Origin of the sequence: Candidatus Methylobacter oryzae, assembly GCF_003994235.2 — a bacterium.
Taxonomy (GTDB): Bacteria; Pseudomonadota; Gammaproteobacteria; order Methylococcales; family Methylomonadaceae; genus Methylobacter_A; species Methylobacter_A oryzae.
Map to the genome: position 1 here is coordinate 32,365 of NZ_RYFG02000119.1, position 23,336 is coordinate 55,700.

Annotated in this window: 22 protein-coding genes; 12 read left to right on the forward strand and 10 right to left on the reverse strand. The window is 50.8% G+C overall.

The annotated features are described in order from the left end of the window. Positions 1-2 precede the first annotated feature (2 nt). Positions 3-1,544: a DHA2 family efflux MFS transporter permease subunit gene (locus EKO24_RS19470; RefSeq protein ID WP_127028858.1), complete on the forward strand. Its 1,542-nt coding sequence runs from the start codon at positions 3-5 to the stop codon at positions 1,542-1,544. Positions 1,545-1,767: 223 nt separating this feature from the next. On the opposite strand, the gene EKO24_RS19475 is transcribed toward EKO24_RS19470, so the two are convergent. The 9 genes from EKO24_RS19475 to EKO24_RS19515 all read right to left on the reverse strand — a co-directional run bounded on the left by EKO24_RS19475 (position 1,768) and on the right by EKO24_RS19515 (position 11,411). Then, positions 1,768-2,646: a DJ-1/PfpI family protein gene (locus EKO24_RS19475; RefSeq protein WP_127028859.1), complete on the reverse strand. Its 879-nt coding sequence runs from the start codon at positions 2,644-2,646 to the stop codon at positions 1,768-1,770. A 9-nt stretch (positions 2,647-2,655) separates the two neighbouring features. Continuing rightward, entirely contained in the window at positions 2,656-5,001 is a 2,346-nt protein-coding gene (locus tag EKO24_RS19480; RefSeq protein ID WP_161990630.1) for a TonB-dependent siderophore receptor, read from the reverse strand. 140 nt (positions 5,002-5,141) lie between these two features. Beyond that, positions 5,142-5,537 carry a type II toxin-antitoxin system VapC family toxin gene (locus tag EKO24_RS19485; RefSeq protein WP_127028861.1) on the reverse strand — a complete coding sequence of 132 codons (396 nt, stop codon included), beginning with the start codon at positions 5,535-5,537 and terminating at the stop codon, positions 5,142-5,144. Then, positions 5,537-5,788 (reverse strand): ribbon-helix-helix domain-containing protein, encoded by a 252-nt coding sequence (locus EKO24_RS19490; protein ID WP_127028862.1) that lies wholly within the window; start codon positions 5,786-5,788, stop codon positions 5,537-5,539. The genes EKO24_RS19485 and EKO24_RS19490 overlap by 1 nt, the downstream gene beginning before the upstream one ends. A gap of 82 nt (positions 5,789-5,870) precedes the next feature. Continuing rightward, positions 5,871-6,833 carry a FecR family protein gene (locus EKO24_RS19495; RefSeq protein WP_127028863.1) on the reverse strand — a complete coding sequence of 321 codons (963 nt, stop codon included), beginning with the start codon at positions 6,831-6,833 and terminating at the stop codon, positions 5,871-5,873. Positions 6,834-6,925: 92 nt separating this feature from the next. Then, entirely contained in the window at positions 6,926-7,435 is a 510-nt protein-coding gene (locus EKO24_RS19500) for an RNA polymerase sigma factor (protein WP_127028864.1), read from the reverse strand. 376 nt (positions 7,436-7,811) lie between these two features. Next, on the reverse strand, positions 7,812-8,084 hold the full coding sequence (locus tag EKO24_RS19505) for an oxidative damage protection protein (RefSeq protein WP_127028865.1): 273 nt from the start codon (positions 8,082-8,084) through the stop codon (positions 7,812-7,814). Next, positions 8,081-9,130 carry an A/G-specific adenine glycosylase gene (mutY, locus tag EKO24_RS19510; RefSeq protein ID WP_127028866.1) on the reverse strand — a complete coding sequence of 350 codons (1,050 nt, stop codon included), beginning with the start codon at positions 9,128-9,130 and terminating at the stop codon, positions 8,081-8,083. Before mutY ends, EKO24_RS19505 begins: the two co-directional genes overlap by 4 nt. Positions 9,131-9,266: 136 nt before the next feature. After that, a complete protein-coding gene (locus EKO24_RS19515) occupies positions 9,267-11,411 on the reverse strand; it encodes an AsmA family protein (RefSeq protein ID WP_241674717.1) in 2,145 nt (714 codons plus the stop codon). A 135-nt stretch (positions 11,412-11,546) separates the two neighbouring features. Between EKO24_RS19515 and EKO24_RS19520 the strand changes: the two genes are divergently transcribed. From EKO24_RS19520 to EKO24_RS19540, 5 genes are all read left to right on the forward strand, one after another. Then, complete coding sequence (locus tag EKO24_RS19520) at positions 11,547-11,837, forward strand: hypothetical protein (RefSeq protein WP_127028867.1); 291 nt, start codon at positions 11,547-11,549, stop codon at positions 11,835-11,837. A 152-nt stretch (positions 11,838-11,989) separates the two neighbouring features. Then, positions 11,990-12,661 (forward strand): endonuclease III, encoded by a 672-nt coding sequence (gene nth / locus EKO24_RS19525; protein ID WP_127028868.1) that lies wholly within the window; start codon positions 11,990-11,992, stop codon positions 12,659-12,661. A gap of 447 nt (positions 12,662-13,108) precedes the next feature. Further along, complete coding sequence (locus tag EKO24_RS19530) at positions 13,109-13,504, forward strand: HvfA family oxazolone/thioamide-modified RiPP metallophore (protein ID WP_127028869.1); 396 nt, start codon at positions 13,109-13,111, stop codon at positions 13,502-13,504. A 126-nt stretch (positions 13,505-13,630) separates the two neighbouring features. Continuing rightward, positions 13,631-14,482, forward strand: coding sequence for an HvfB family MNIO-type RiPP peptide maturase (locus EKO24_RS19535; protein ID WP_127028870.1), 852 nt, complete (start codon positions 13,631-13,633; stop codon positions 14,480-14,482). Further along, the gene (locus EKO24_RS19540; protein WP_127028871.1) at positions 14,463-15,236 is read left to right on the forward strand and encodes an HvfC family RiPP maturation protein; all 774 of its coding nucleotides are present in this window, start codon (positions 14,463-14,465) and stop codon (positions 15,234-15,236) included. Before EKO24_RS19535 ends, EKO24_RS19540 begins: the two co-directional genes overlap by 20 nt. A gap of 160 nt (positions 15,237-15,396) precedes the next feature. On the opposite strand, the gene EKO24_RS19545 is transcribed toward EKO24_RS19540, so the two are convergent. Further along, positions 15,397-15,870 carry a hypothetical protein gene (locus tag EKO24_RS19545; protein ID WP_127028872.1) on the reverse strand — a complete coding sequence of 158 codons (474 nt, stop codon included), beginning with the start codon at positions 15,868-15,870 and terminating at the stop codon, positions 15,397-15,399. Between the two features lie 151 nt (positions 15,871-16,021). Between EKO24_RS19545 and glnE the strand changes: the two genes are divergently transcribed. The 6 genes from glnE to EKO24_RS19575 all read left to right on the forward strand — a co-directional run bounded on the left by glnE (position 16,022) and on the right by EKO24_RS19575 (position 23,097). Then, entirely contained in the window at positions 16,022-18,898 is a 2,877-nt protein-coding gene (gene glnE / locus EKO24_RS19550) for a bifunctional [glutamate--ammonia ligase]-adenylyl-L-tyrosine phosphorylase/[glutamate--ammonia-ligase] adenylyltransferase (protein WP_127028873.1), read from the forward strand. Positions 18,899-19,036: 138 nt separating this feature from the next. Next, a complete protein-coding gene (locus EKO24_RS19555; RefSeq protein WP_127028874.1) occupies positions 19,037-19,960 on the forward strand; it encodes a branched-chain amino acid transaminase in 924 nt (307 codons plus the stop codon). A gap of 192 nt (positions 19,961-20,152) precedes the next feature. Beyond that, positions 20,153-21,190, forward strand: coding sequence for a lipopolysaccharide heptosyltransferase II (gene waaF, locus EKO24_RS19560; RefSeq protein ID WP_127028875.1), 1,038 nt, complete (start codon positions 20,153-20,155; stop codon positions 21,188-21,190). 91 nt (positions 21,191-21,281) lie between these two features. After that, a complete protein-coding gene (gene waaC, locus EKO24_RS19565; RefSeq protein WP_127028876.1) occupies positions 21,282-22,346 on the forward strand; it encodes a lipopolysaccharide heptosyltransferase I in 1,065 nt (354 codons plus the stop codon). A gap of 156 nt (positions 22,347-22,502) precedes the next feature. Continuing rightward, positions 22,503-22,712: a DUF2281 domain-containing protein gene (locus tag EKO24_RS19570; RefSeq protein ID WP_127028877.1), complete on the forward strand. Its 210-nt coding sequence runs from the start codon at positions 22,503-22,505 to the stop codon at positions 22,710-22,712. A gap of 1 nt (position 22,713) precedes the next feature. Beyond that, positions 22,714-23,097 carry a type II toxin-antitoxin system VapC family toxin gene (locus EKO24_RS19575; protein ID WP_127028878.1) on the forward strand — a complete coding sequence of 128 codons (384 nt, stop codon included), beginning with the start codon at positions 22,714-22,716 and terminating at the stop codon, positions 23,095-23,097. The last annotated feature ends 239 nt before the right edge of the window (positions 23,098-23,336 follow it).

The following is a 23,336-nucleotide window of genomic DNA, read 5'->3' on the forward strand; positions in this document are numbered from 1 at the left end:
CCATGAGCGCAGAAACAACGGCCGAGAAAACAGTCAGCCCTCAGCAATGGATCGGTTTTTTCGCGATGGTCTTCGGCATGTTCCTGGCGCTGCTGGACATCCAGATTGTCGCCAGTTCGCTGGAACAAATCCAGGCCGGACTATCCGCGACCCGGGACGAAATTACCTGGGTGCAAACCGCCTACCTGATGGCGGAAGTGGTGATTATTCCGTTGTCGGGCTGGCTCGGGCGGGCGCTGTCGATGCGCTACCTGTTTGTGCTGTCCTGCGGCGGCTTCACGTTGATGAGCTTGCTATGCGCGTGCGCCTGGAACCTGCCGTCGATGATCGTATTCCGCGCCTTTCAAGGATTTTTCGGAGGCGCGATGATTCCATCGGTATTCGCCGTGACCTACACCTTGTTCCCGAGCCGTCTGCTGCCGAGAATGGTAGTCTTCGTCGCGATGGTCGTGACCGTCGCGCCGACCGCAGGACCGGTATTGGGCGGCTATATTACCGAAACCGCGTCCTGGAAAGCGCTGTTCCTGGTCAACCTGGCTCCGGGCATGCTGGCGACCGCGCTGGTCGGCCTGTTTCTGCGCGTCGACGAGCCGGACTGGTCGCTGCTGAAAAAAATAGATTTTCGCGGCATCCTGTATATCGTCGTGTTTCTCGGCAGCCTGGAATTCGTACTCGAAGAGGGCGTGCGCGAGGAATGGTTCGAAAGCCGTAAGATCGTGTTCTTCAGTTTGGTCGCCGCCGGCGCCGGTGTCGCGATGTTCTACCGGGAGCTGACGATCGAACATCCGATCGTCGACCTGTGGGCGTTCCGCAACCGCAACTTCGCGATGGGCTGTTTATTCAGCTTCATTCTCGGCATAGGGCTGTACTCTATCATTTACCTGATGCCGATCTACCTGGCTACCGTCAAAGGCTTGAACAGCCAGCAAATCGGCCAGTACATCATGGTTACCGGCATGTTCCAGTTCGCCTCCGGCTTCATCGCCGGCCGCATCGCCAAAAAGCTGGACCCGCGCCTGACTTTGGCCTTGGGGCTGAGCGGTTTCGGTATCGGAACCTTGCTGAACGGCGATTTGACTCATCAGGCCGCTTACTGGGAATTCTTCTGGCCGCAGGCGCTGAGGGGCTTTTCGCTGATGTTCTGCTTCCTGCCGATCAATCATCTGACCTTTGGCACCTTGCCGCCGGAAGAAGTGAAAAACGCCAGCGGACTGTACAACCTGATGCGAAACCTGGGCGGGGCGATTGGCTTGGCCGTCGCCAACACGCTGATAATCCGGCTGAATAAGGAACATTACGCGGTATTGCGCGAGACGGTAAAGCCCGGTTCGGCAAATGCGCAAACCCTGCTGGGCGGTTTACAGGAACGATTTAGCGGTGCACCGTTGTTGCCGGACAGCGATCTGGCCGCGTTGAAGCAGGTTTACAGCCTGGCGATGCGCGAGGCGGAAGTGCTGACCATCAATACCCTGTTTCATCTGCTGGCCTTGGTTTTTTTCCTGGCCTTATTGCTGATACCGTCGGTTAGATTGAAGAAGGTGTAATGAAAGAATTTTGTATTGGCTGCAACGGGAGTGCGAGTAGACCTTCCAGGTTTTTACTGGAGCCGCTCCCGGCGGCTCCAGCACTTCTGACCTCCATGGATGGAGGAAATGCCGAGGGCTGCCGGGAGCAGTCTCGGCCGCCATCCATGGCAGTCGTAAAACCTGGAAGGTCTTTTATCGGCATGTTTTCCGCCTAACGCTAGCCGGATAGTAGCCTGAACCGTCAAACTGCCAGTCTGAGCTTTTCAAGCAGCGGCGCGAATATGTTTTTCAAGTTATCCCTAACGAATGGCTCGGCCTTTTCAGGCGATCCCGCATCGTAAGGCGGAGCCGGGTCGTACTCTGCCTCAAGCTGAATCGTCTGGGCATACACTTTCCCCCGTAAGGCGGCGACAATTTCCAAACCGAAATCAATGCCCGCAGTTACGCCGCCGCCTGTGATCAGGTTGCCGTCCCAAACCACCCGCTGTTTTACCGGCATCGCACCGAATTCCGGTAACAGCTCCAGCATCGTCCAATGAGAGGTTGCTTTTTTTCCTTTCAATAACCCGGCTTTACCCAGTAGCAGGCTGCCTGTGCAAACGCTGGTTACGTATTTGGACTCCGCCGCCCGGCCGGCGATGAAGTCGATCAATTTAGCGTTTTTCATCGCTTCAAGCGTGCCGTTGGCACCGCCCGGTACAAAGAAAATATCCAGTTTTTTTGGACACTCGCTTTGGGTATGGGTCGGCACAATCGCCAAGCCTTCGCCGCTGACGACCGGTTTCAGGTTGTCGGTCGGGGAAATCAAGTAGATCTTTGCCCCCATCATCGCGGCAAACAGGTATTGAGGACCGACCAGATCCAACGCGGCAAAACCGGGATACAACAGCATCGCAATATGCTCTTCCCCCAGCATCTTGAAATCTTGCTCGTTAACGCTCATAAAAGCTTCATGAGCCTTATGGGACGCGGCCTCCGCTTCATCCTTGCTTAAATGGGGCGAGGCCGTTGCCGGGCCGGCATTAGACGCTTGGTGCCGGCTAAGCGCTTGGCAGCCCGGCAGGAAAGGCGCCAGACTGCCGGCCAATAAGGCTAGTTTGCTAAATTGACGACGATCCACGGTGGCTCCTTAAAACTTGACCGAGCCGGTGACGTAAGCGGATGTGCCATCGGAAGGTATGACATGTCCGCCCAAGTAGTTGTAAGCCTGGAAATAATGCTCATTGGTCAGGTTTTTGACCGTCGCCGCCAATTTGTAACGTTGATATTCATAAGCAATGCTCGCGTCGAAACTATGGTAGGCGTCGCTTTTGAACGCATTGTTGTTGGAAAGATAAGCTTGGCCTTGCGCATAAACGCCGCCGCCAACACTCAAGCCTTTAATATCCGGTTGTTGAAAGCGGTAATCGACCCACAGCCTACCTGAGTTTGCCGGCACCGCCGCCAGTTTGTTGCCTGCGGGAACACCGGCCAAGCTGTCGGTAAATTCGGCATCGGTATGCGCGTAATTGGCAAGAATGCTCAACGCGTCGGTTGCTTGCCAGGTCAGGTCGGTTTCGACACCGCGCGAACGCTGTTGTCCGGCGGCTTTGCTGCGGCGTTGCAGGTCGGCGCTGTCGGTTACCGCAACATTGGTGCGGTCGATTTGATAGCCTGCTATTTGTCCTGTCAATTGATGCGCGATATTGAATTTAAGACCGCCTTCGATCGTTGTCGATTCTTCCGGTTGAGGGGCGCCGACAAAGTTTTTGAAAGTCTGCCCCATCATGCCTTCGCTGTAATTGACGAATAATGAAAACTCATCGGTCAGATCGAAAACGCCGCCTGCGCGCGGTAAAAACTTGGTTTTACCGCCGCTCGAATTGATGCCTGTTAAGGTCGTGTAATCAGTATCGACATGCGCTGCCCTGAGACTGGCTAATAAATGCAGCCGATCGTAGATTGTACTTTGTAATTGGGTATAACCGCCGTAAGTGACGTTTTTTACAAACATGTTATCGATGCCCGCGCCTGCCCGGCCGTAAGGTTGGTTAAACGACAACTTGCTCAAGTCGACGCTGCCTGCCGCCGCGTAATCCATATAACCCCTGTCGTCTAAATCGCTATGGTCGGCGCCGATTAACACGGTGTTCTTGGTAGGGCCGACATCGAATTTTGCGGTCGCGTTGCCTAAAAAGGTCCACTCTTCCTGCTTTTGCAGCATATCGGTATTATATAAAAACCACGTGCTGCCGGTCGCGGGACGATCGGCAATAAACCCGTCCGCCCCGAATATCTCTTTAAGTTTCTCGTCAAATTCCGATTGCGAATAACGCGCTTTCAGGTTCACTGACCAAATATTATTGAACTTGTGGTCGAACGTGCCCCAAACGGCATTGGATTCGCTACGGCTATTCGGCATATCGGCCGGCCCTAAAAAGGCGGTGCGGGGAATCGAGAAATTACCGGCTATTGTGCCAATGGCCGGCAAGCCTGGGTATTCCTGCTGCTCCCATCTCGACACCTTGCCTTGCAAGGTGAAAGAAGTTGTATCGTTGTTGGTAAAAGTTACGGTCGGGTTCAGGTTATAGCGTTCTGTATTGATATTATCGAGATAACTGCCGGCATTGGTGTATTCGCCGGTAAAGCGGGTCAGGATGTTTTTAGTCAGCGGTTGGTTAATGTCGACATAGGGTTGGTAATAACTGTTGTTGCCGGCTTTAAACCCCACCTCGCGCGATGCAACGGCGTTAGGCAGCTTGGAGACAATATTGATCAAACCGCCGACAGGGGAACCGGAGCCGCCGCTGTAAAGTACGCCGTTGGTGCCTTTCAGGACTTCGAGGCGCTCAACATTAACGGTGCTTTCCCGGTCGCCCGCATTACGATATTGAGTAAAACCGTCGACCAGTTGTTCGGCTTTAAATCCGCGGATCATCGTCATCTCGCCGGCAGGCGTAAACGCAGGATTATTCGGAACCACGCCGCTGACGTTGCGCAAGCTTTCGCTGATGGTGATGTTTTGCTGATCGTCTATCAATGCCCGCTTGATGACCTGGATGGATTGCGGCGTTTGCATGATCGGCGTGTCGGTTTTGGTGGCGGAGGATGTGCGGGTGGCGATGTACGACTTCGGATCGTCTTCTGTTTTGCCGGTTACCGTCATTGGTTTCAACGTGACAGGGCTCGCGCTTGCAGCAGGCTTAACCGTCACCGCGCCGTTTTCGGCGACGCTGTGGACCAAGCCGCTGCCGGCGAGCAATTTGGCTGCTGCTTCGGCGGTGGTGTAATCGCCGCTCAAGCGCGGACTTTGCTTGCCGGCAGCGGTCTGTTCGGCATAAAGCATCGGTGCGCCGGATTGCGCGGCGAATGTTTGCAACGCCGAGCCCAACGCTTGCGCGGGAATGTCAAAGTGGTGCTTTTGTTGCTCCGCATGGGCCGTGCTTGTTATCGCCGCCAGAATAGTAGCGTTCAGCAGCTTCATCTTTACTGTCATTATCCGTTTCTCCTTTGTTAATGGTTGCATTGGAGTAGACGGATGACTGTAGAAAAATCGTCAGGAATTTGAACTTATTTTTGCGGATTCCCAGTCAGCCTGCTGTGAGCCGGGATGTATCATCGTATGCTCATACACCGCTACAAAGGCTCAAACAACACAATTTCGGCCATTGGGTAATGTTTTTTATTGTGTGTCCATAACGGGCAAGCCAGTTGCTCGGCGGTAGCGGCTAACAAATAATCTTCCAATGAAATGCCTTGATAGGCTTTACGATATTGAGCAGCAAACAGCCCCGCCTGTTTCGCTGTTTTAGCGTCTAATGTCAGGCGGGTACACAAATTAAAGAAGGCTTCGATTTCAGGGTGTTCTTTTTTAAATGCGCCGACATAAATCTCGGCAATCACAATAGGCGAAAGGTAAAACTCGACGCCTTGCTCATGTAAGCCGATAAAGCATTCCAAGGCATCGTTATTTTTCTTCAATAGCTGAATAACAATATCAGTATCCAGCAACAAGCGTTTGGGCGTAGGCATTATTCTTCAACGCGTAAAATTCTGCTACCGCTACGGATGTCATTGACATACTGTTCAGGCTCTGTTGTTTTAAAGCTTTCCAGGGGGGTTAATGCATCAAAAAAAGCCCGCGCTTCATTGTGGTCAGGTTTATTAAGATCTTTTTCCACGGCTCTGCGGATTAGTTCTGAAATACTGATGCCTACCAGCCGGGACTTATGTTTTAACTGCTCATAAACCGTATCTTGTAAATATATTTGAGTTCTATGCATGATCTTTTCCTTCTCAAGTGATGTATAGAATTATACATCACCTTTGTTTTTTTGCGGATTAAATCTACAAACCGCAGCTTGATTATCTTTGAATCGATGCCGCTGATTTCAGCACGATTTCATGCTCACCGACAGGATCAATATTAACCGGCAACAAAGTTGCAATAGCGTTAAGCGTGCCGTTCAATTCGGCGGTATGGAAGGTGCCGCTCACCCGCAGTTTGCCCAGATTCTGATTCTGTAAGCGGATACGGGTGTCATGGTAACGCCCGACTTCGGCAATCACATCGTCGAGCCGGCGGTTGCGGAACACCAGATTGCCTTGCCGCCAGGCGGTCAGTGCCGCAATATCCTGGCCTTGCAACGTTTGGAATGCGCCGTTGTTGTTAAAGGCAAGTTGTTGGCCTTCGGTCAATTTGCGCGTTTCGAGGGCCTGCACTTCGACGACGCCTTCCTGTACCGCAACGATGACTTGTTCGGGTTTGATATAGACTTCAAACGCGGTGCCGATGTCGCGGATGCGGCCGTTGCCGGCGCGTACTTCAAACGGCCGTTCGGCATTGTGAGTCACGGTAAAAAAAGCTTCGCCTTTAATCATCTCGACGCTACGCCGCCAACGGTTGAAATGGACGCGTACTTCACTGTCGGTATTCAATTCAATGTTGGAACCGTCGCTTAGCGCGACGGTTTGGCGGCCGCCTTTTTCGACAATATACGTTTGCGGGATGCCTAACCAGCCGTTAGGCGAAAAGGCGGTCAAGCCCAGCGCCAGCAGCAACGACGCGACGGCGCTATAGATCAGCAAACGGCGAGGCGATTTTTTGCGATACTGCAATGCCGCATTTCGTTCGGGGAAATCCATGGCTTTGAACGGCTCCATCCATTGCCAATGTTCCTGCACCGTTTCGTAAGCTTGTCTGTGTTCCGGATTTTCTTCCAACCAAATCGCGAAGGCGCGGCGCTCCTCTTCCGTGCAACTCTCCGAACGGAGGCACAGCAGCCAATCGATAGCTTGTGTTTGCGCTGAATCGGGAGTGGTCTTCACGCGAGTTGAGAGCCTTGTCGTTTTTGTTTAAGTCAATGTATTTTATCGTAATAATACTATAGACGTTCGAAGGCTCAAATTCCGTCACAATTTTAAGCATGCAGGGCGCTAAGACGCTGGCTGATATGCAGCATCGCCTGTCTTACGTAGCGCTCTGACGTGCTGGCGGAAATACCGAGGCGCACGGCGATTTCGGCATGCGCGCAGCCTTCGATGCGATACAGGACAAAGGCATGACGGTGCAGTTCCGGCAATTCGTCCAACCATTCGGTAAAACGTTCAAGCGTTTGACGAGCTTCCGAATGGCGGTCCGGGGACAACGGGTCTTCAGCCAGCTTTTCAAGATCGGCTTCCGGCTCGGTATAGCGCTCGCGGGTTTTCTGGCGGCGATGGCGATCCACGGCGATATTGGACGCGGTGGTAAACAGGAAAGCCCGCGGGTTAACGATGGCTTCAGGATGAGGGACTTGCGACAGGCGCAAAAACGATTCCTGCAAAATATCGTCAACATCCTGCTCTCTGGGCCAGCGTCCACGAATAAAGGCGTTGACCTCGTGAGCGTGTTTCAGGAACAAATCATGCAATAAGCTGTGTTTGGGCATCGGCTGTACGCGACAAGATTAAATGGAAGTACTGCCGGTACTAAGGCAATATCCATGCCTGCTTAAATATCAGCCGCTTGATTACGACGGCCGGATAATCGCTCGATTATGAAAAAACTTGATAAATCAATATGCTAAATTCTTTTCAATAAAGCTGACTTAAAATGTAGCCAATTGAATTAGCGAGTTATTTAACGGAAGAATCAGATTGTTTGAGGGTTATGCCGTAAAAAAGTGCGGCATATGCCGCACTTTTTGGCGTTGTGCCGGTATAAAGCCGGAAGATCGGTAACGGGTTAAATCCGTTGCTTGTTGGGATATTAAACGCGTATAGCGCAACATTGCCCAATGCTGCGCAAAATCTGAGGACTAACGATCAAGCCTTTGGCGGCACGTAACCTTCCGGCATGTCGTTGTTGCCTTCAAACAGGAATTTGTCTCTTTCAGCGGCTAAAAATGCCCTGGCTTTCGGGTCGAAGCTGGCTAACCTGCCTTCGTTAATCAGCATGGTTTGTTTGGCCAGCCATTCTTTCCAGGCTTGTTTGGATACTTTTTCAAATATTTCCTGGCCTTTGGGGCCCGGAAACGGCGGAATATCCAGGCCTTCGGCTTCTATTCCCAATTTTGCGCATTTAACCATTCTAGTCATTTTATTTCCGTGTGTGATTGTTGCAACAGTCGCTTAACCGGCGCGGCTAAGCCAAGCTTATTGATTTGCCCGGTTTTATACCAGACAGTTTGATTGGCTTCCATCACAAAATTTATAGGGTTATCGGTTTGGATCAGCAGCGGCGTGTAATCCAAATGATAGTGGGAAAAGGTGTGGCGTCTGGTTGCCAACATCCGTTCGCCGGCAATATGAATATTCCTGCTGAAGCACCAGTCGCGCGCCGCTTCAACGTTATCGAATTCCGGCAAGCTCCATAATCCGCCCCAAATGCCGGCCGGCGGTCTTTTTTCCAATAATATTTGCTTATCGGCATTGCTCAACACTAATAAAATCAGCTGTTTGACCGGTAAAATCTTGGCAGGTTTCGGCGTCGGATAGACCGAACTGTTGCCGGCAAGCCTGGCCAGGCAATCGGCGCTCAGAGGGCAAGCTTCGCAAGCCGGTTTGCTGCGGGTGCAAACCGTCGCGCCCAAGTCCATCATGGCTTGGGTGTAATCGGCGACGCGCTCGGCAGGCGTCAGCCTGGCACTGATTTCCCACAGTTTTTTGTTGACCGCGCTGTTGCCCGGCCAGCCGTCTACGGCTCTAAAGCGAGTTAGCACTCTTTTAACATTGCCGTCGAGGATCGGATGGCTTTTATTGAAAGCGATGCTCAATATGGCTCCCGCTGTCGACAGGCCTATGCCGGGCAGATCGACTATTTCGTCCAGGTTATCGGGGAAGCTGCCCCGCTCGGTAACCAGCTGCGCGGTTTTATGCAGGTTCCGTGCGCGCGCGTAATAGCCCAGTCCGGACCAGAGGTGTAAAACCTCGTCGACAGGCGCATTCGCCAGGCTTTCTATGTCGGGAAACTTTGCTATAAAAGCGTTGAAGTAAGGAATAACGGTAGCAACCTGGGTTTGCTGCAACATGGTTTCCGAAAGCCATACGCGGTAAGGCGTACGGTCTTTTTGCCAAGGCAGGTCTTTGCGGCCGTGCTGGTCGAACCAGGCCAGGATGTTGCGTTGAAAAGCGGATGGACTCATATAAAGGCAAAAGACGAAAGGTGAAAGGTGAAAGGTGAAAGGTGAAAGGTGAAAGGTGAAAGGTGAAAGGTGAAAGGTGAAAGGGCATAGTTTAAGGGCTTTTTTCGCCCTGTGCCTTTCGGCTTTTATCTGCTCCTCACTTCTTCAAAAGCCCTTTCAACAGATCGCCAAGGCCGGGGCCGATTTTTTTGTCGATTTTATTAATCAGTTTTTCAACTTTGGCTTTGTTCTTGTCGGTTAATAATGACGCAACGTCTATTGTATAAGACGGCTTATCGAGTGTTCCTTCAATATTAATCGCCACCGCGCCTTTAATTTTGTCCGGCTCGGCCGCGTCCGGATCCAGCAGCTTGGCGTCGATTTTATAGTCCAGCGCTTCGGAAACCAGATTCAGGTTGCCCTTGCCGTCGACGCGTAATCTGGAGGATTTGGCGACAAGGTCGTTATTTTGGATCAGGCCGTTAGCAACCGTAGCCGTGCCGCTCATTTCCGAAAATAGCGTTTGGTCGTTTTTACTATCCGACGGCAATGCGGAACCTTTAATCAGCGCTTTGCCTTGATCGATAATTTTTTGCAGATTAAAACCTTTGATGACGCCATCCTTGAACAGAAAGCTTAGCTGGCCGTTCAGCGAAGCTTCCAGCTCGTCCGGCTTGCGGCCCTGCCCTCGTAATTGCGCGGAGGCATTGACGATGCCGCCTATTGGCGCTGAACCTTTGTAATCTTTTAATAAAGGTTCGATTTGTACATGCTCTACTTTTTCGGTGACGGCCAGCGCCGGTTTATCGCCATGCGCATCGACGCTGAGATTGCCGGAATAGCTGCCTTGATAGAGTTGCTTGACCGATTGCTGCGAAGTGAACACGCCGTTTTTGCTGCTTAAGCTCATACGGATGTCTTGCATGGACAAACCGTTGATTTTAAGTTTGCCGAGCGCGACGCTGCCATCGGCGTTCAGTTTTCTCAAGGTTTCGACAGGCAAGGCGGAAATCCCGGCAGCCAGCGCAATGGCCGGACTGGCGATAGGCTTTGACGACTTGTCCGCAACCGGTAAATAACGGCCGGCGTCCAATGCGTCAATGTTTAAGTCGAAGCTGATCATCGCTTGGGCAAAATCTTTAATATGGATAGCGCCGTTAATTTGCGTATCGTCCAATGTTATGCCCAGATTTTGCAGATCGGCGGAATTGCCTGTCGCGGTCAAGTCAAAGTTCGCGGCCAGCTTGCTTAGTGCATTCGCATCCTGCATCGCAGGCAACGCGATTGCGAGCTGCTGCATCACCTTGGCCGGACTGAATGGCGCAATAGTCACCGGCCCCTGAAAAGATGGTTTATCCTTGATGGAGGTGGCGGTTATTTCAGCAGCGAGCGCCACATCGCCGGATATGAGTTTCACGCCGTTGATGTTGGCGGTCTGCCGGTTCATATCCAGCGCTGCATCGGCGGCGCTTAATGTCGCTGTGATCGATTTGCCGGGAATGCTTTCGCCTGCGCTGGTTATTTGCAGGTTACTTTGACGTAGCGTAAACGCATCGAGCTTTTCGTTAACGCTTAATTCGGTATTGAACTTGATGGCCTGCGTTGACTTGGAACCTTCCGTCAAAACGGTCATAGAAGTAGAGACCGCAACCGGCTGATCAAAGGTGAATTTGTCGGTATTCAGGTTAAAGTCTTGTATTTTGATATGAGTTTCACTTTTCAGGTCGTCCCAGTTAATCCGGGCGTTTTCGATAGTGAGACCGTCAACGCTAAAAGTCATCGGTGTTGGAGCGGATGCAGGTTGTTCATCCTGTTTGCCGGCAACAGCAGCGGACGCCGCAGTCTTGGCTGTCAGATCATCCCAATTGCTTACGCCCTGCCGGTTCTTGGCAAGATTTAACGTCAGGCCTTTTAAAACAATGCGGCTGACTTCCAGTTTTTTCGATAACAGCGGCAGCAAGCGCACTTTTATGTCGCTTTCTTCCAAGGTTGCAAAAGGCCGGTCTTGAAATCCCGGCGCATTGCTTAACGAAAGTTTTCCTGTAGAAACGCCGATCCAGGGCAATAGCGAGAGTTTTAGGTCGCCGTCCAATACCAACTCCCGGCCGGTCTTATCTTTAACCGCAGCAGTAATTTCGGGCTTGAAATCATTGGGGTTGACGATGAACGGCAGGATGTAGACGGCAACGGCCAGCAACAAAACCAGTGCGGCAAGTGCCGATAATATGATTTTAAAGCTGAGTTGAGCAGCCCGTCTGCTCAAACGAAACTTATGCCCTTCGGGTATAAACGGTTTTTCCACAATATTCTCCTGGGGTAAAAGTAATGACGATCAATTATGGAAGACAATTGCCGATAACAGCGGTTGCCAGTTAAACACTAATTGGGTAGAGTCTAAATGATTGTTTGTTCATTATAATTAAAATGAGGTAGGAAAATGTTGCATTTAGCTAGATTTGCTGCGATTGCAGTGCTGATATGGTTTTATATGACTGCAAAGGAAAAAGGGCAGCCGCCTATCAATTGGGCCGTCACCGGTTTAATCGGTTATTGGATTGCGTGGTGGGCGGTTAAATTAACGGTGGTTTCCGCTTTATCGGGCATGGTTGCCAAAAGTGCGACAGGAACTTTTTTGCTTGTGCAAGTTCCTGCGCTATGCGCGATTGGCGCGGCTTTTTTGATCAGGAAAAAGTTGATATCGAACGCGGCTGAAAAAGACGCCGATTAAAAGCCTGTAAGATACGTCCCCTATTCCCTCAATATTAATAGAATTCAAAAAAGGATTACGTGGCAAAACACCGGATATGGTGTTTTCCGCGCGGATGCAGAAACCTGATTGATGAAGAACTGGGGACATTCTGAATCAAACCGGACAACAATATGAACCCCAAAAAACGCTTGGAAATTTTTGACCGGCTGGCTGCGGCCATACCCGATCCGACTACGGAACTGAACTATAACAGCGCTTTTGAATTATTAATCGCGGTCGTTTTGTCCGCTCAAGCAACCGATAAAGGCGTTAATAAAGCAACCGCCAAATTATTTCCGGTCGCTAATACGCCTGAAGACATTTTAGCCTTGGGTGAAAACGGTTTAAAAGAGTACATCAAGACCATCGGCTTATATAACAGCAAGGCCACGCATATCATCACGCTCTGCCGGCAATTGCTTGAAAAACACGGCGGACAGGTGCCGCAAACGCGGGAAGAATTGGAAGCGCTGGCCGGAGTCGGCAGGAAAACCGCCAACGTAATATTAAACACCGCTTTTGGGCAGCATACGATTGCAGTGGATACGCATATCTTCAGGGTTGCCAACCGTACCGGCATTGCTCCCGGTAAAAATGTGCTGGAAGTGGAACGCAAATTGGAAAAATTCGTGCCTAAAAAGCATATCAAAGATGCGCATCACTTACTGATTCTGCATGGCCGCTATACCTGCATCGCCAGAAAGCCGCGCTGTCCAAGTTGTGTCATTGAAGATTTGTGCGAGTATCGGCATAAAACCAAATATCAGGACGACGCCGCAACAGAGGTCAAATCAAGAAGTTAACAAAATTAGCCACGGATCACCCAAAGTAGGCGCCTCTACGACGGCAAGGATGCCGGAGGTAGAGCAATTGCCGAGGCAACACATTAAACGGATAAGGCGAAAAAAACCGGCGTCGACACGGCCATTGTCTTTCACCTTTCACCTAAATCTTTATACCCTAAAGGGCATAAGTTTTGTTTGAGCTGGCAAACTGCTCAACTCAGCTTTATACCCAAAGGGCATAAGTAGGGTTTGAGCGGACAAGCCGCTCAACTCAGCTTTAATCCGTGTGCATCTGTGGCTGAATAGTTACATAAAATTTATCGGGAAGAAGGATATTGATTTTTTATTTATTTGATTTTGATATGATAAGTCGCATTCGACGCATTTTTATCGTTTTTATCTCCGGGTTAAACGCCGGGAACGAATTGAAGCTCGATGTTTTTATACCAACACTCTGGAGTCAACATGAAAAAAATTAATAAAACCCCTTTAGCGACTGCAATGGGCGCTGCTTTTTTGTCTACTGTCGCTGCAAGCGCGGTTAATGCTGAAGCAAATCCTTTCGGTATGACTGAAATGTCGTCCGGCTACATGCAAGTTGCGGAAGCCAATAAAGCGGCTGAAATGGCATGCGGCGCGGCAATGGGCATGGCGCCACAAAACAAAACTGCGGAAGGCGCATGTGCCGGCAATAAAAAAACCGATGAAGCTAAAAAAGCGGCCGAAGGAAAATGCGGTGAGAGCATGTGCGGCGCGATGATGCAAGGCGGCAAAATGAAACCCGGCATGGAAGCGGCTTGCGGCGCGATGATGAAAGGCAAGGAAGGCGCTTGCGGAAACATGTCTAAAGACGCCAAATAAAGCTGAGTTGAGCAGTTTGCCTGCGCAAACGAAACTTATGCCTTGGGTATAAGTTTCCGATTTAGCACAAGGAGGGCATGATCATTATGCCCTCCAATTCCCTCCAAATTACAGTAAGGTGTTCTTATGGACACAACGCAAAATCTCGTTCGCGGCGCCGGTTTAGGTCTTAGGCGGTCTTTTTTAACCCAAATTGTTGAATCGCCCCCTAAAGATGTCGACTTTTATGAAGTTGCGCCGGAAAACTGGATCACTATCGGCGGAAAGTTAGGCAAGCAATTTCGCGCGATGACCGAACGCTTTGACTTTATCGGTCATGGTTTGTCGCTGTCGCTAGGCAGCACCGACCCGCTGGATGAAAAATTCGTCCGCGAAATCAAACAATTCCTAGCCGAACATCAAATCAAGTTTTACAGCGAGCATTTAAGTTATTGCAGTAAAGGCGGGCATTTATACGACCTGATGCCGATACCGTTCACGCAGGAAGCGGTAACCCACGTCGCCGGACGGATCAAGCGCGTACAGGATATTCTGGAGCAAAAGATAGCCATCGAAAATGTATCTTATTATGCCGCGCCGGGACAGGAAATGGCGGAAATCGATTTCTTCAATGCGGTTATCGAAGAAGCGGACTGCGATGTGCTGATCGACATCAATAATATTTACGTGAACAGCGTTAATCACGGTTACGACGCCGAAGCTTTCTTAAAGGCCATACCTGCGCACCGCATCGCTTATGCACATATCGCCGGGCATTATGTCGAGGCTGAGAATTTCCTGGTCGATACCCACGGTTCAGAAGTGATTGATCCGGTCTGGAAGCTGCTGGGCAAGGCTTATGAGCTGTACGGCGTGTTTCCGACGTTGTTGGAACGCGATTTCAATATTCCCTCGATGGAAGAATTAATCAAGGAAGTTAATACCATCAGCACTATACAAAAAGCCTGGGAAGCTCAGCATGCAAAGCAGTTCGCTTGAAGCCGACATGAAAATCGATTTTAAAGCCAAACAATTTGAGTTTGCGGCCTATCTCAGGGATCCCGAAAACAATCCGCCGCCTGCCGATGTTTCGCCGGAACGGATGGCGATGTACCGCGAACTGTTTTTTAATAATATCGATAGTTTCCTGTCAGTTAACTTTCCGGTATTGCGGACAATTTTGAATGACCGGCAATGGTTCGAGCTGGCTCAGGATTTTTTTGCAAAACATGCCAATCAATCGCCGCATTTTTCGCAAATTCCGGAAGAGTTTCTGGATTATCTGCAAAACGAGCGGGACAGTTCGGCTGATTTTCCGTTTATGTTGGAGCTAGCCCATTACGAATGGGTGGAAATGGCTTTATCTATCGCCAGGGAAACCGTGACTGCGAATCGCCAGAACCTGGATGAACTGTACAACTTACGCATTCGGCTGTCGCCTTTGGCCTGGCCGCTGGCCTATCAATATCCTGTGCAGAAAATATCCCCCGCTTTTTTACCCGAGACTGCGCCGGAACAAGCCACATTCCTGGTTGTTTATCGCAATCCGGATGACGAGGTTAATTTTATAGAAATCACTCCGGTCACCTACCGGCTGCTGGAGATCATCCAGGAAAACGAGGAAATGCCGGCAGCGGATTGCCTGAAACAAGTAGCCGAGGAATTGAACCATCCCAATCCTGAAATAATCGTATCGGGCGGCTTGCAGATACTGAAAGAATTAGCGGAGAAGACGGTGGTTATCTTAGCCTAGGCCGGCAGATTTAGACCTTCCAGGTTTTTACTGGAGCCGCTCCCGGCGGCTCCAGCACTTCTGACCTCCATGGATGGAGGAAATGCCGAGGACTGCCGGGAGCAGGCTCGACCGCCATCCATGGCAGTCGTAAAATCTGGAAGGTCTGTATTTAAGTCGATCAGTTAGCCTGCTGCGGGGCTCTGGAGAAATCCGGCCCTTTAGGAAGAGCGTTTTGTTGCAGGCAGTGGTATGCCGCATTTTCATATTTGATGACTAAAGACTGGGCATTTTTATGTTCGCCAAGGAACAGTTGAGCTTCATCGGCGGTCAAATCCTTCATCAAAAATTTGGCTATGCACATGCAAGGCGTGGAGTAGCGATTTTTATCGAATTCTTTATTGGTTGAATGTTTCAGCTCCCGTTCCACGCATTGGTCGGCAAAATCATGCTCGAACTTATGTTTTTGTACGTCGGTAACCGGCTCGTCATGGGAATGGTCGAACGGGTTATGCACCGGTTTAGCAACAGCGACTGATTGTTTAGCGTCTGCAACTTTCTCTTTATCGTCCGAACAGCCGGCAACGGATAATGCGATAACCATGCCGGTCAATGCGGCGAAAAGGAAATTTTTAGTAAATCTGGGCGTTTTCATATATTTAAATCATAAAATAGTTACTAGGGTTATCCGAACTTTATCATTTTATTAAAGCTCGTTCTACTGATCTTCGTCATGTGTACAAATAGCGCTACTTGTTACGCGCTTGTTTTCGCTATCATGCGGTTTTTCATTCATGAGTCCATCCATGTCTTTTATTGAAAACCTCGAACCCGAATTTGCAACATTGCCGGAGCAGTTAAGGACAACGGCCATTGCTTCATTGACAAGATGGGAGGAGCGGCTTGCAGAGCTTAATCTCAATATCGGACAAACGCCGGCGTTTAACGCAGCGCTCGTTAAAGTCTGGTGTTCCAGCCTGTTTGTTGCCGAAAGCTGTACCCGCAAGCCGGAGCTGCTGGTCGACCTGGTCAATTCGGGCGATCTGGAGAATGTTTATAAACAAAATAACTATGCCGAAAAACTGGCACAGACGCCGGTCGAATCGCAAGCCGGGTTAATGGAAAAACTGCGCCATTTCCGGCGGCGGGAAATGGTCAGGATAGCTTGGCGGGACTTGGCCGGATGGGCCGAATTATCGGAAACGCTGGCCGACTTGTCGCATCTGGCCGATGCCTGCATCCAATTTGCGCTGGATTTTCTATACCGCGAAGCCTGCGAGCTGCGCGGCACGCCGCTATTAGCGGACGGCAGCCCGCAACAGATTATCGTGTTAGGCATGGGCAAACTGGGTGCTTACGAATTGAATTATTCTTCGGACATCGACCTTATTTTTGCTTACGCGGAAGACGGCGTGCTGCCGGACAGGAAAGAAACGACCTACGGCGAGTTTTTCACCAAGCTGTGCCGCAACCTGATCAAAGTGCTGGACGAAATCACCGTGGACGGCTTCGTGTTCCGTACCGACATTCGTTTAAGGCCTTACGGCGATAGCGGCCCTGTCATCATGACTTTCGACGGCATGGAAAACTATTACCAGACCCAAGCTCGGGAATGGGAACGTTATGCGATGATCAAAGTCCGCCAAGTCGCCGGCGATTTTAAAGTCGGCGCGCAGCTGATGGCGATGTTCAAGCCGTTTGTATACCGGCGCTATCTCGATTACGGCGCGTTCGAAGAATTGCGCTCGTTAAAGGCACAGATTACCCAGGAATTACGGCGCAAAGACCGCATGGAAAACATCAAGCTGGGCCCCGGCGGCATACGCGAGATTGAATTTATCGGCCAAGCATTCCAGTTGATCCGCGGCGGCAACGACAAGGCTTTGCAAATCCGCCCCATCCTAGAGGTCCTGCAATTGCTCCAGGAACGGAAGCTATTAGCAGAGGAAGATGCCGGGCAATTAATACAGTCCTATCGCTTCCTGCGCCGGATCGAAAACCACATCCAACAATATCAGGACCAGCAAACCCACGATTTGCCGAAAGACCCGTTAGTGCAGCAAATTTTGGCGCATTCGCTGGACTATCCGGACTGGGCAAGTTTCAAGCAGGAGCTGGATAAAGTAAGAACCCAGGTGCATGGCGTCTTCGATCAGGTCTTCTCACTATCAAAACAGGACAGTTCGACAAATACGTCGCGGGCGGGAAAAATTTGGGCCTGCGTAGCGGATGACTCCGAGCTGCAAGGTTACTTAACGGAATGCGGCGTTCAAGACAGCGCTGCGATACTTGCCGCGATAAAAGGCTTTAAAAATTCGGCGGCTGTCAGAAGGCTGACGGCCAAAGGCGCCGGCGTGTTGGACCGGTTAATGCCGCAACTGATAGAAGCCATGCGGCAAGTCAGCAATCCGGATGAAACCCTGACGCGGATACTCGGCCTGTTTCAGGCGGTTGCAGGCCGTAATGTATATCTGTCGCTATTGTCCGAAAATCCCGGCGCGCTGCTGCAATTGATCAGGCTGTCGTCGGCCAGTTCGTGGATTTGCAATTATTTGTCCCAGTACCCGGTGCTGTTCGACGAATTGCTGGATACCCGTTCCCTTTACGAACCGCTGAAAAAAGCCGATCTTGACGCTCAGCTTAATGTTTTGCTCGCGCAAATCGAGGTGCAAGATCTTGAGCAACTGATGGTGGTACTGCGGCAGTTTAAACAACTGAACGTGTTGCGCGTGGCCGCCGCGGACATTATGGGCATCATCCCGCTGATGGTAGTCAGCGATTACCTGACTTATATCGCCGAAAGCATCGTCAGCCACGTTATCGAACGCGCGTGGCTGATGCTGGCCGATAAGCACGGTTTGCCACCGGATACCGATAATACGGCTATCGGTTTTGCAGTGATCGGTTTCGGCAAATTGGGCGGTATCGAGCTGGGTTACGGCTCCGACCTGGATCTGGTGTTTTTGTACGATTGCAAGGATGGCAATGCGATGACTAACGGAGATAAGCCGATTTCAAGCTCACAGTTCTACGGCCGCTTGGGACTGAAAGTCCGGCATATTCTCGATACCAAAATGTTGTCCGGCGTACTGTACGAAGTCGATATGCGCTTGCGGCCGAACGGCGATTCAGGATTGCTGGTCAATCATATCGGCGCTTACGAAGACTACCTGAAAAACCAGGCCTGGACTTGGGAGCTGCAAGCGCTGGTCCGGGGCCGTTTTATCGCCGGCGACCCGCAGTTGAAAGCACAATACGAAGCGATACGCAACCGGGTTTTGAGCTTACCGAGGGATAGCGAAAGCCTAAAAAAAGAAGTCCGCGAAATGCGCGAAAAAATGCGCGATGCGTTGGCGACTAAAGATAAGGACAAGTTTGACCTAAAACAAAGCAAAGGCGGTATTGCGGATATTGAGTTTATAGTACAATTTGGCGTTTTAGATCGGGCGGCTCTTAATGCCGCGCTGACGACCTACACCGACAACGTCAGGTTGTTGGAAGGCTTGCAGCAGCACGGGTTTATGTCCAAGACCGATCAGCAAATACTGAAAAATGCTTACTGTACTTATCGGGATTTCGGGCATAAACAGATTTTGCAAGGCGACAAGGCCGTTATAGCCGAAGCCGAGGTCGCCAAAATGAGTGCTGAAGTCGAGCGGATTTGGCATGATTACATGGAATAAGACGATTTAATAGAACACGGATGGCACGGATTAGACTGATAAACACGGATAAAAAAATCCGTTTCAATCCGTCTAATCCGTGTCATCCGTGTTCCATGCTTTACCTATATAAATAAACTTAATGTTGGAGAATAAACGATGACGATGGACGATAGAGACGGCGTTATTTGGCTGGACGGACAATGGGTTGAGTGGCGCGAAGCTAAAGTCCATGTGTTGACGCATACCTTGCATTACGGCTTGGGCGTGTTCGAAGGCATCCGGGCATACCATGCGGAAAAAGGCACGGCGGTTTTCAAAATGCAGGACCATACCGACCGCCTGTTCCGTTCCGCGCATATCATGAACATGCTTATCCCGTTCACTAAAGACGAGATCAACCAAGTTCAATTGGATGCGTTGGCAAAAAACAACCTGGACAGCGCTTACATCCGCACGATGTGCTTTTTGGGCTCCGAAGGCATGGGCTTGAGAGCCGACAACCTGAAAGTGCACGTGATGATCGCCGCCTGGTCGTGGGGCGCTTACCTCGGCGCGGAAAGCATCGAACAAGGCATCCGCATCCGCACCTCGTCTTACGTCCGCAACTACCACAACAGCACGATGTGCAAAGCCAAAGCCAACGGCAACTACATCAATTCGATCCTGGCGTTGCAGGAAGCGCGCGCGAACGGTTACGACGAAGCGTTGATGCTGGATCATGAAGGTTTTGCCGCCGAAGGCAGCGCCGAAAACCTGTTCATCGTCCGCAACGGCAAGATTTACACGCCGGAAACCACATCGGCGCTGGAAGGCATCACCCGCGATACCGTGATTACGATTGCCCGCGAGCAAGGTTACGAACTTGCCGAAAAACGTATTACCCGCGATGAGATTTACTGCGCCGACGAAGCGTTCTTCACCGGTTCCGCAGCCGAAGTCACGCCGATCAGGGAATTGGACAACCGCGTCATCGGTTCCGGCAGCCGCGGCCCGGTCACAGAGAAACTGCAATCGCTATATTTCGACTACGTGCATGGCCGCAGGGACGATCATGGGGATTGGTTGACTTACGTTGGTTAAGGTTGTGTACGATCGTCCAACCGTGATAGAAAACATCGGCGTTAAGTAACACGCCATCCCGGCAGGGAATGCCGGGATCCATTTGCCAGGGACGGCAATATCAAAACGTAGGGTACGCTGTGCGTACCACTTCCACGTAATTCAAGCAAGGTACGCACAGCGTACCCTACTTAATCGTGATACAGACGTCATATGGCTAGCTCCAATACCCATACTCTAAACGCTGCAAAAAAAATCTTGGTCGTAGGCCCGTCCTGGGTCGGCGATATGGTCATGGCGCAAAGCCTGTTCATCTCGCTGAAAAATATTCACCCGGACTGCCAGATCGACGTGCTGGCGCCGTCGTGGACATTGTCGCTGCTGCAAAGAATGCCCGAAGTCAACGAGGCGATCATCATGCCGGTGCCGCGCGGCCGCTTTGCATTGATGGAGCGGATCAAGCTGGGTAAATCGTTGCGTTCGAAAGGCTACGACCAGGCGATTTTGCTACCGAATTCTTGGAAATCCGCAATCCCGACTTTTTTCGCCAATATCCCGCTGCGCACCGGCTATATCGGCGAATGCCGCTGGGGCTTGCTGAATGATGCCCGCAAACTCAATAAAAACCTGCTGACGATGACCGTGCAGCGTTTCGTCGCATTAGGCTTGCCTGTCGATGCGCCTATGCCGCCGTCTTGCCCAAAGCCTGCGCTGACGATCAGCGAAGACCGGCAACAGGCCGTAATCGACAAATTTCAACTGACGCCAGTCGCTTCGAGAATCCTGGCCCTATGCCCCGGCGCCGAATACGGCCCGGCAAAACGTTGGCCGCCCGAGCATTACGCCGAAGTCGCCCGGCAAAGAATAGACCAAGGCTGGCAAGTGTGGTTGTTCGGTTCAGAAAAAGATAAAAACGATGCCGCGCAAATTAACAGGGCAGTGTCCGGGTTATGCCGCGACTTCACCGGCAGCACCTCGCTAGCTGAAGCCGTCGATTTAATGTCGCTGGCCGACGCCGTCGTCAGCAACGATTCCGGCCTGATGCACGTCGCCGCCGCGCTGGACAAGAAAGTCATCGCCGTTTACGGCTCGTCCGATCCCGGCTTTACGCCGCCGTTGAACGGCAAAGCCCGGATTATCACGTTAAAACTCGACTGTTCGCCGTGCTTCAAGCGCGAATGCCCGCTGGGCCACAGTAATTGCCTGACCGGCATTACACCGGAGCAAGTACTTAATATTATTAATAATTAACTGATTGCAGGGGCGATCCGGCAAGTAGCCCGATGCAACACAGAAATGTAAACAACGGCGACCGCCGGATCGCTCCTACGATCCAAATCCTATGAAAATTGCAATTGTAAAACTGTCGGCCTTGGGCGACATCGTTCACGCAATGGTCGCATTGCAATTCATCAAAGCCCATAAACCCGAGGCCCGTATCGACTGGATCGTCGAGCAACGCTTTGCCGAAGTTCTAAAACACAACCCCGACATCGACAACATCCTGACCGTCAACCTGAAAGCACTGAAAACAGACAAATTCGGTCTGTTCGCCGAGTTTAAAAAAGTCCGAAGCTACCGTGACAACGATTACGACCTGGTCATCGACGCCCAAGGCCTGATCAAATCGGCCGTGACCGCAAAGCTGCTATCGCCATGGATGGTGTGTATGCCGCGAGCCAGTCGGGAACTGGCGCGGCGCGGCAAGCGCCTCGCCGGCTTCGATGCCGATTCGATCCGCGAAAAAGCCGCGTCCTGGTTTTACGACGTAAAAGTCCACAGCCCTTACGACGCGAATACCATCGACAGAAACGCCACGGTGTTGTCGCAGCCGTTGGGCTTTAGCATCACGCATGAGCAAATCCTGGCTAAAAAGCCGTTCTTGTTTTACGCCGACGAAAACCCGCAAATCTACAATTATTTGGCCCAAGACCGGCGCAACATCGTGTTCGTGATTGGCTCGACCTGGGAAAGCCGCAACTATCCGGCAGAAAAATTCGTAAAAATAGCCGAAGCGTTGCAGCAAAACTGTCTGGTCGTCTGGGGCAGCGAGCAAGAAAAAGTCACAGCAGAGTGGATGGCGGCGCAATCCGGCTACATCAAAGTCATGCCCAAGCTGGACTTGAACAGCCTGAAAGCCTTGATCGCCCACGCCGACCTGCTGATCGGCAACGACACCGGCCCGACCCACATGGCCTGGGGCCTGAACCGCCCGTCGATCACGATCTTCGGCCCGACCCCGGTCAGCCGCGTCTACCAGACCGACATCAACAAAGTGGTTAAGTCCGCGTCGGTTGTTAACCCGTTTAGGCTGAACAAGCAGGATTATTCGATTAATGACATCGACGAGAGGGAGATTATCGAACCAGCAAGATTTTTGTTATCGCTACGAATAAGCCCGAGTTGATTGTCCCTCTCGAAAGGCGGCGGAAACAATCCATAGTTTGACAAGCTCAGCACAAACCACTTAACTTCCAAGTTGTCAAAAAATGGGGGAGTGTTTAAGCTGCTTTTATAGAAACTAAGATCAATATCCATAGCCCGGTTGATTAGTGGAGTTAAAATGAATATTGCAGAACATAAGTTAAATTTAATTCGTCAAATCGACGCTTTGCCGGAAGAATCGTTAATAGAGCTGGAAAAGTTAATTGCTCAATTACGGGTTAATAATAAACCATCGTCAAAACGGCAGATTGGCTGCATGAAAGGCTTAGTTGTTTATATGGCCGATGATTTCGATGCGCCATTGGATGATTTTAAAGAGTACATGTGAGATGCGTTATTTATTGGATACTCATTCCTTGATCTGGTTTTTAGAAGGCGACAATCGCCTGTCCGTCACTGCTAAAGACATATTTAACGATGATAATGCCGACATTTATTTGAGCATTGTCAGTCTTTGGGAAATGGCGATTAAAATTAGCCTTGGCAAGTTGAAGCTGTCGCAATCGCTTGAACAGGTGATTGATACCTTGGAACAACAAAGTATTTCTCTATTATCCGTTAAGCCCGCCCATGTTTTAGCCGTGTTAAACCTGCCTTTTGAGCATCGCGACCCGTTCGACCGATTATTGATCGGGCAGTCATTGGTGGAAAATATGAAATTTCTCAGCAATGAAGCGTTGTTTTTACGTTACGGCGTGGATAGGGTTTGGTAAGTCGTAGCACATATTCGAAAACACGACGCCGAAGCTTATCTTACTGGGTTGCCACGCGGAGCGTTTATTGTTTACACAAGTCTTTAAAAGCACGTCATTCCGGCAGGGATTGCCGGAATCCAGAGCACAAGGATGTGAATGTTCGTTTTAACTGCAACTCCGCGTTGTAAGACTTGTTGCCAGTTTTGGTATGCCATCCATGTCAGCTGGATCCCGGCAATCCCTGTCGGGATAGCGAT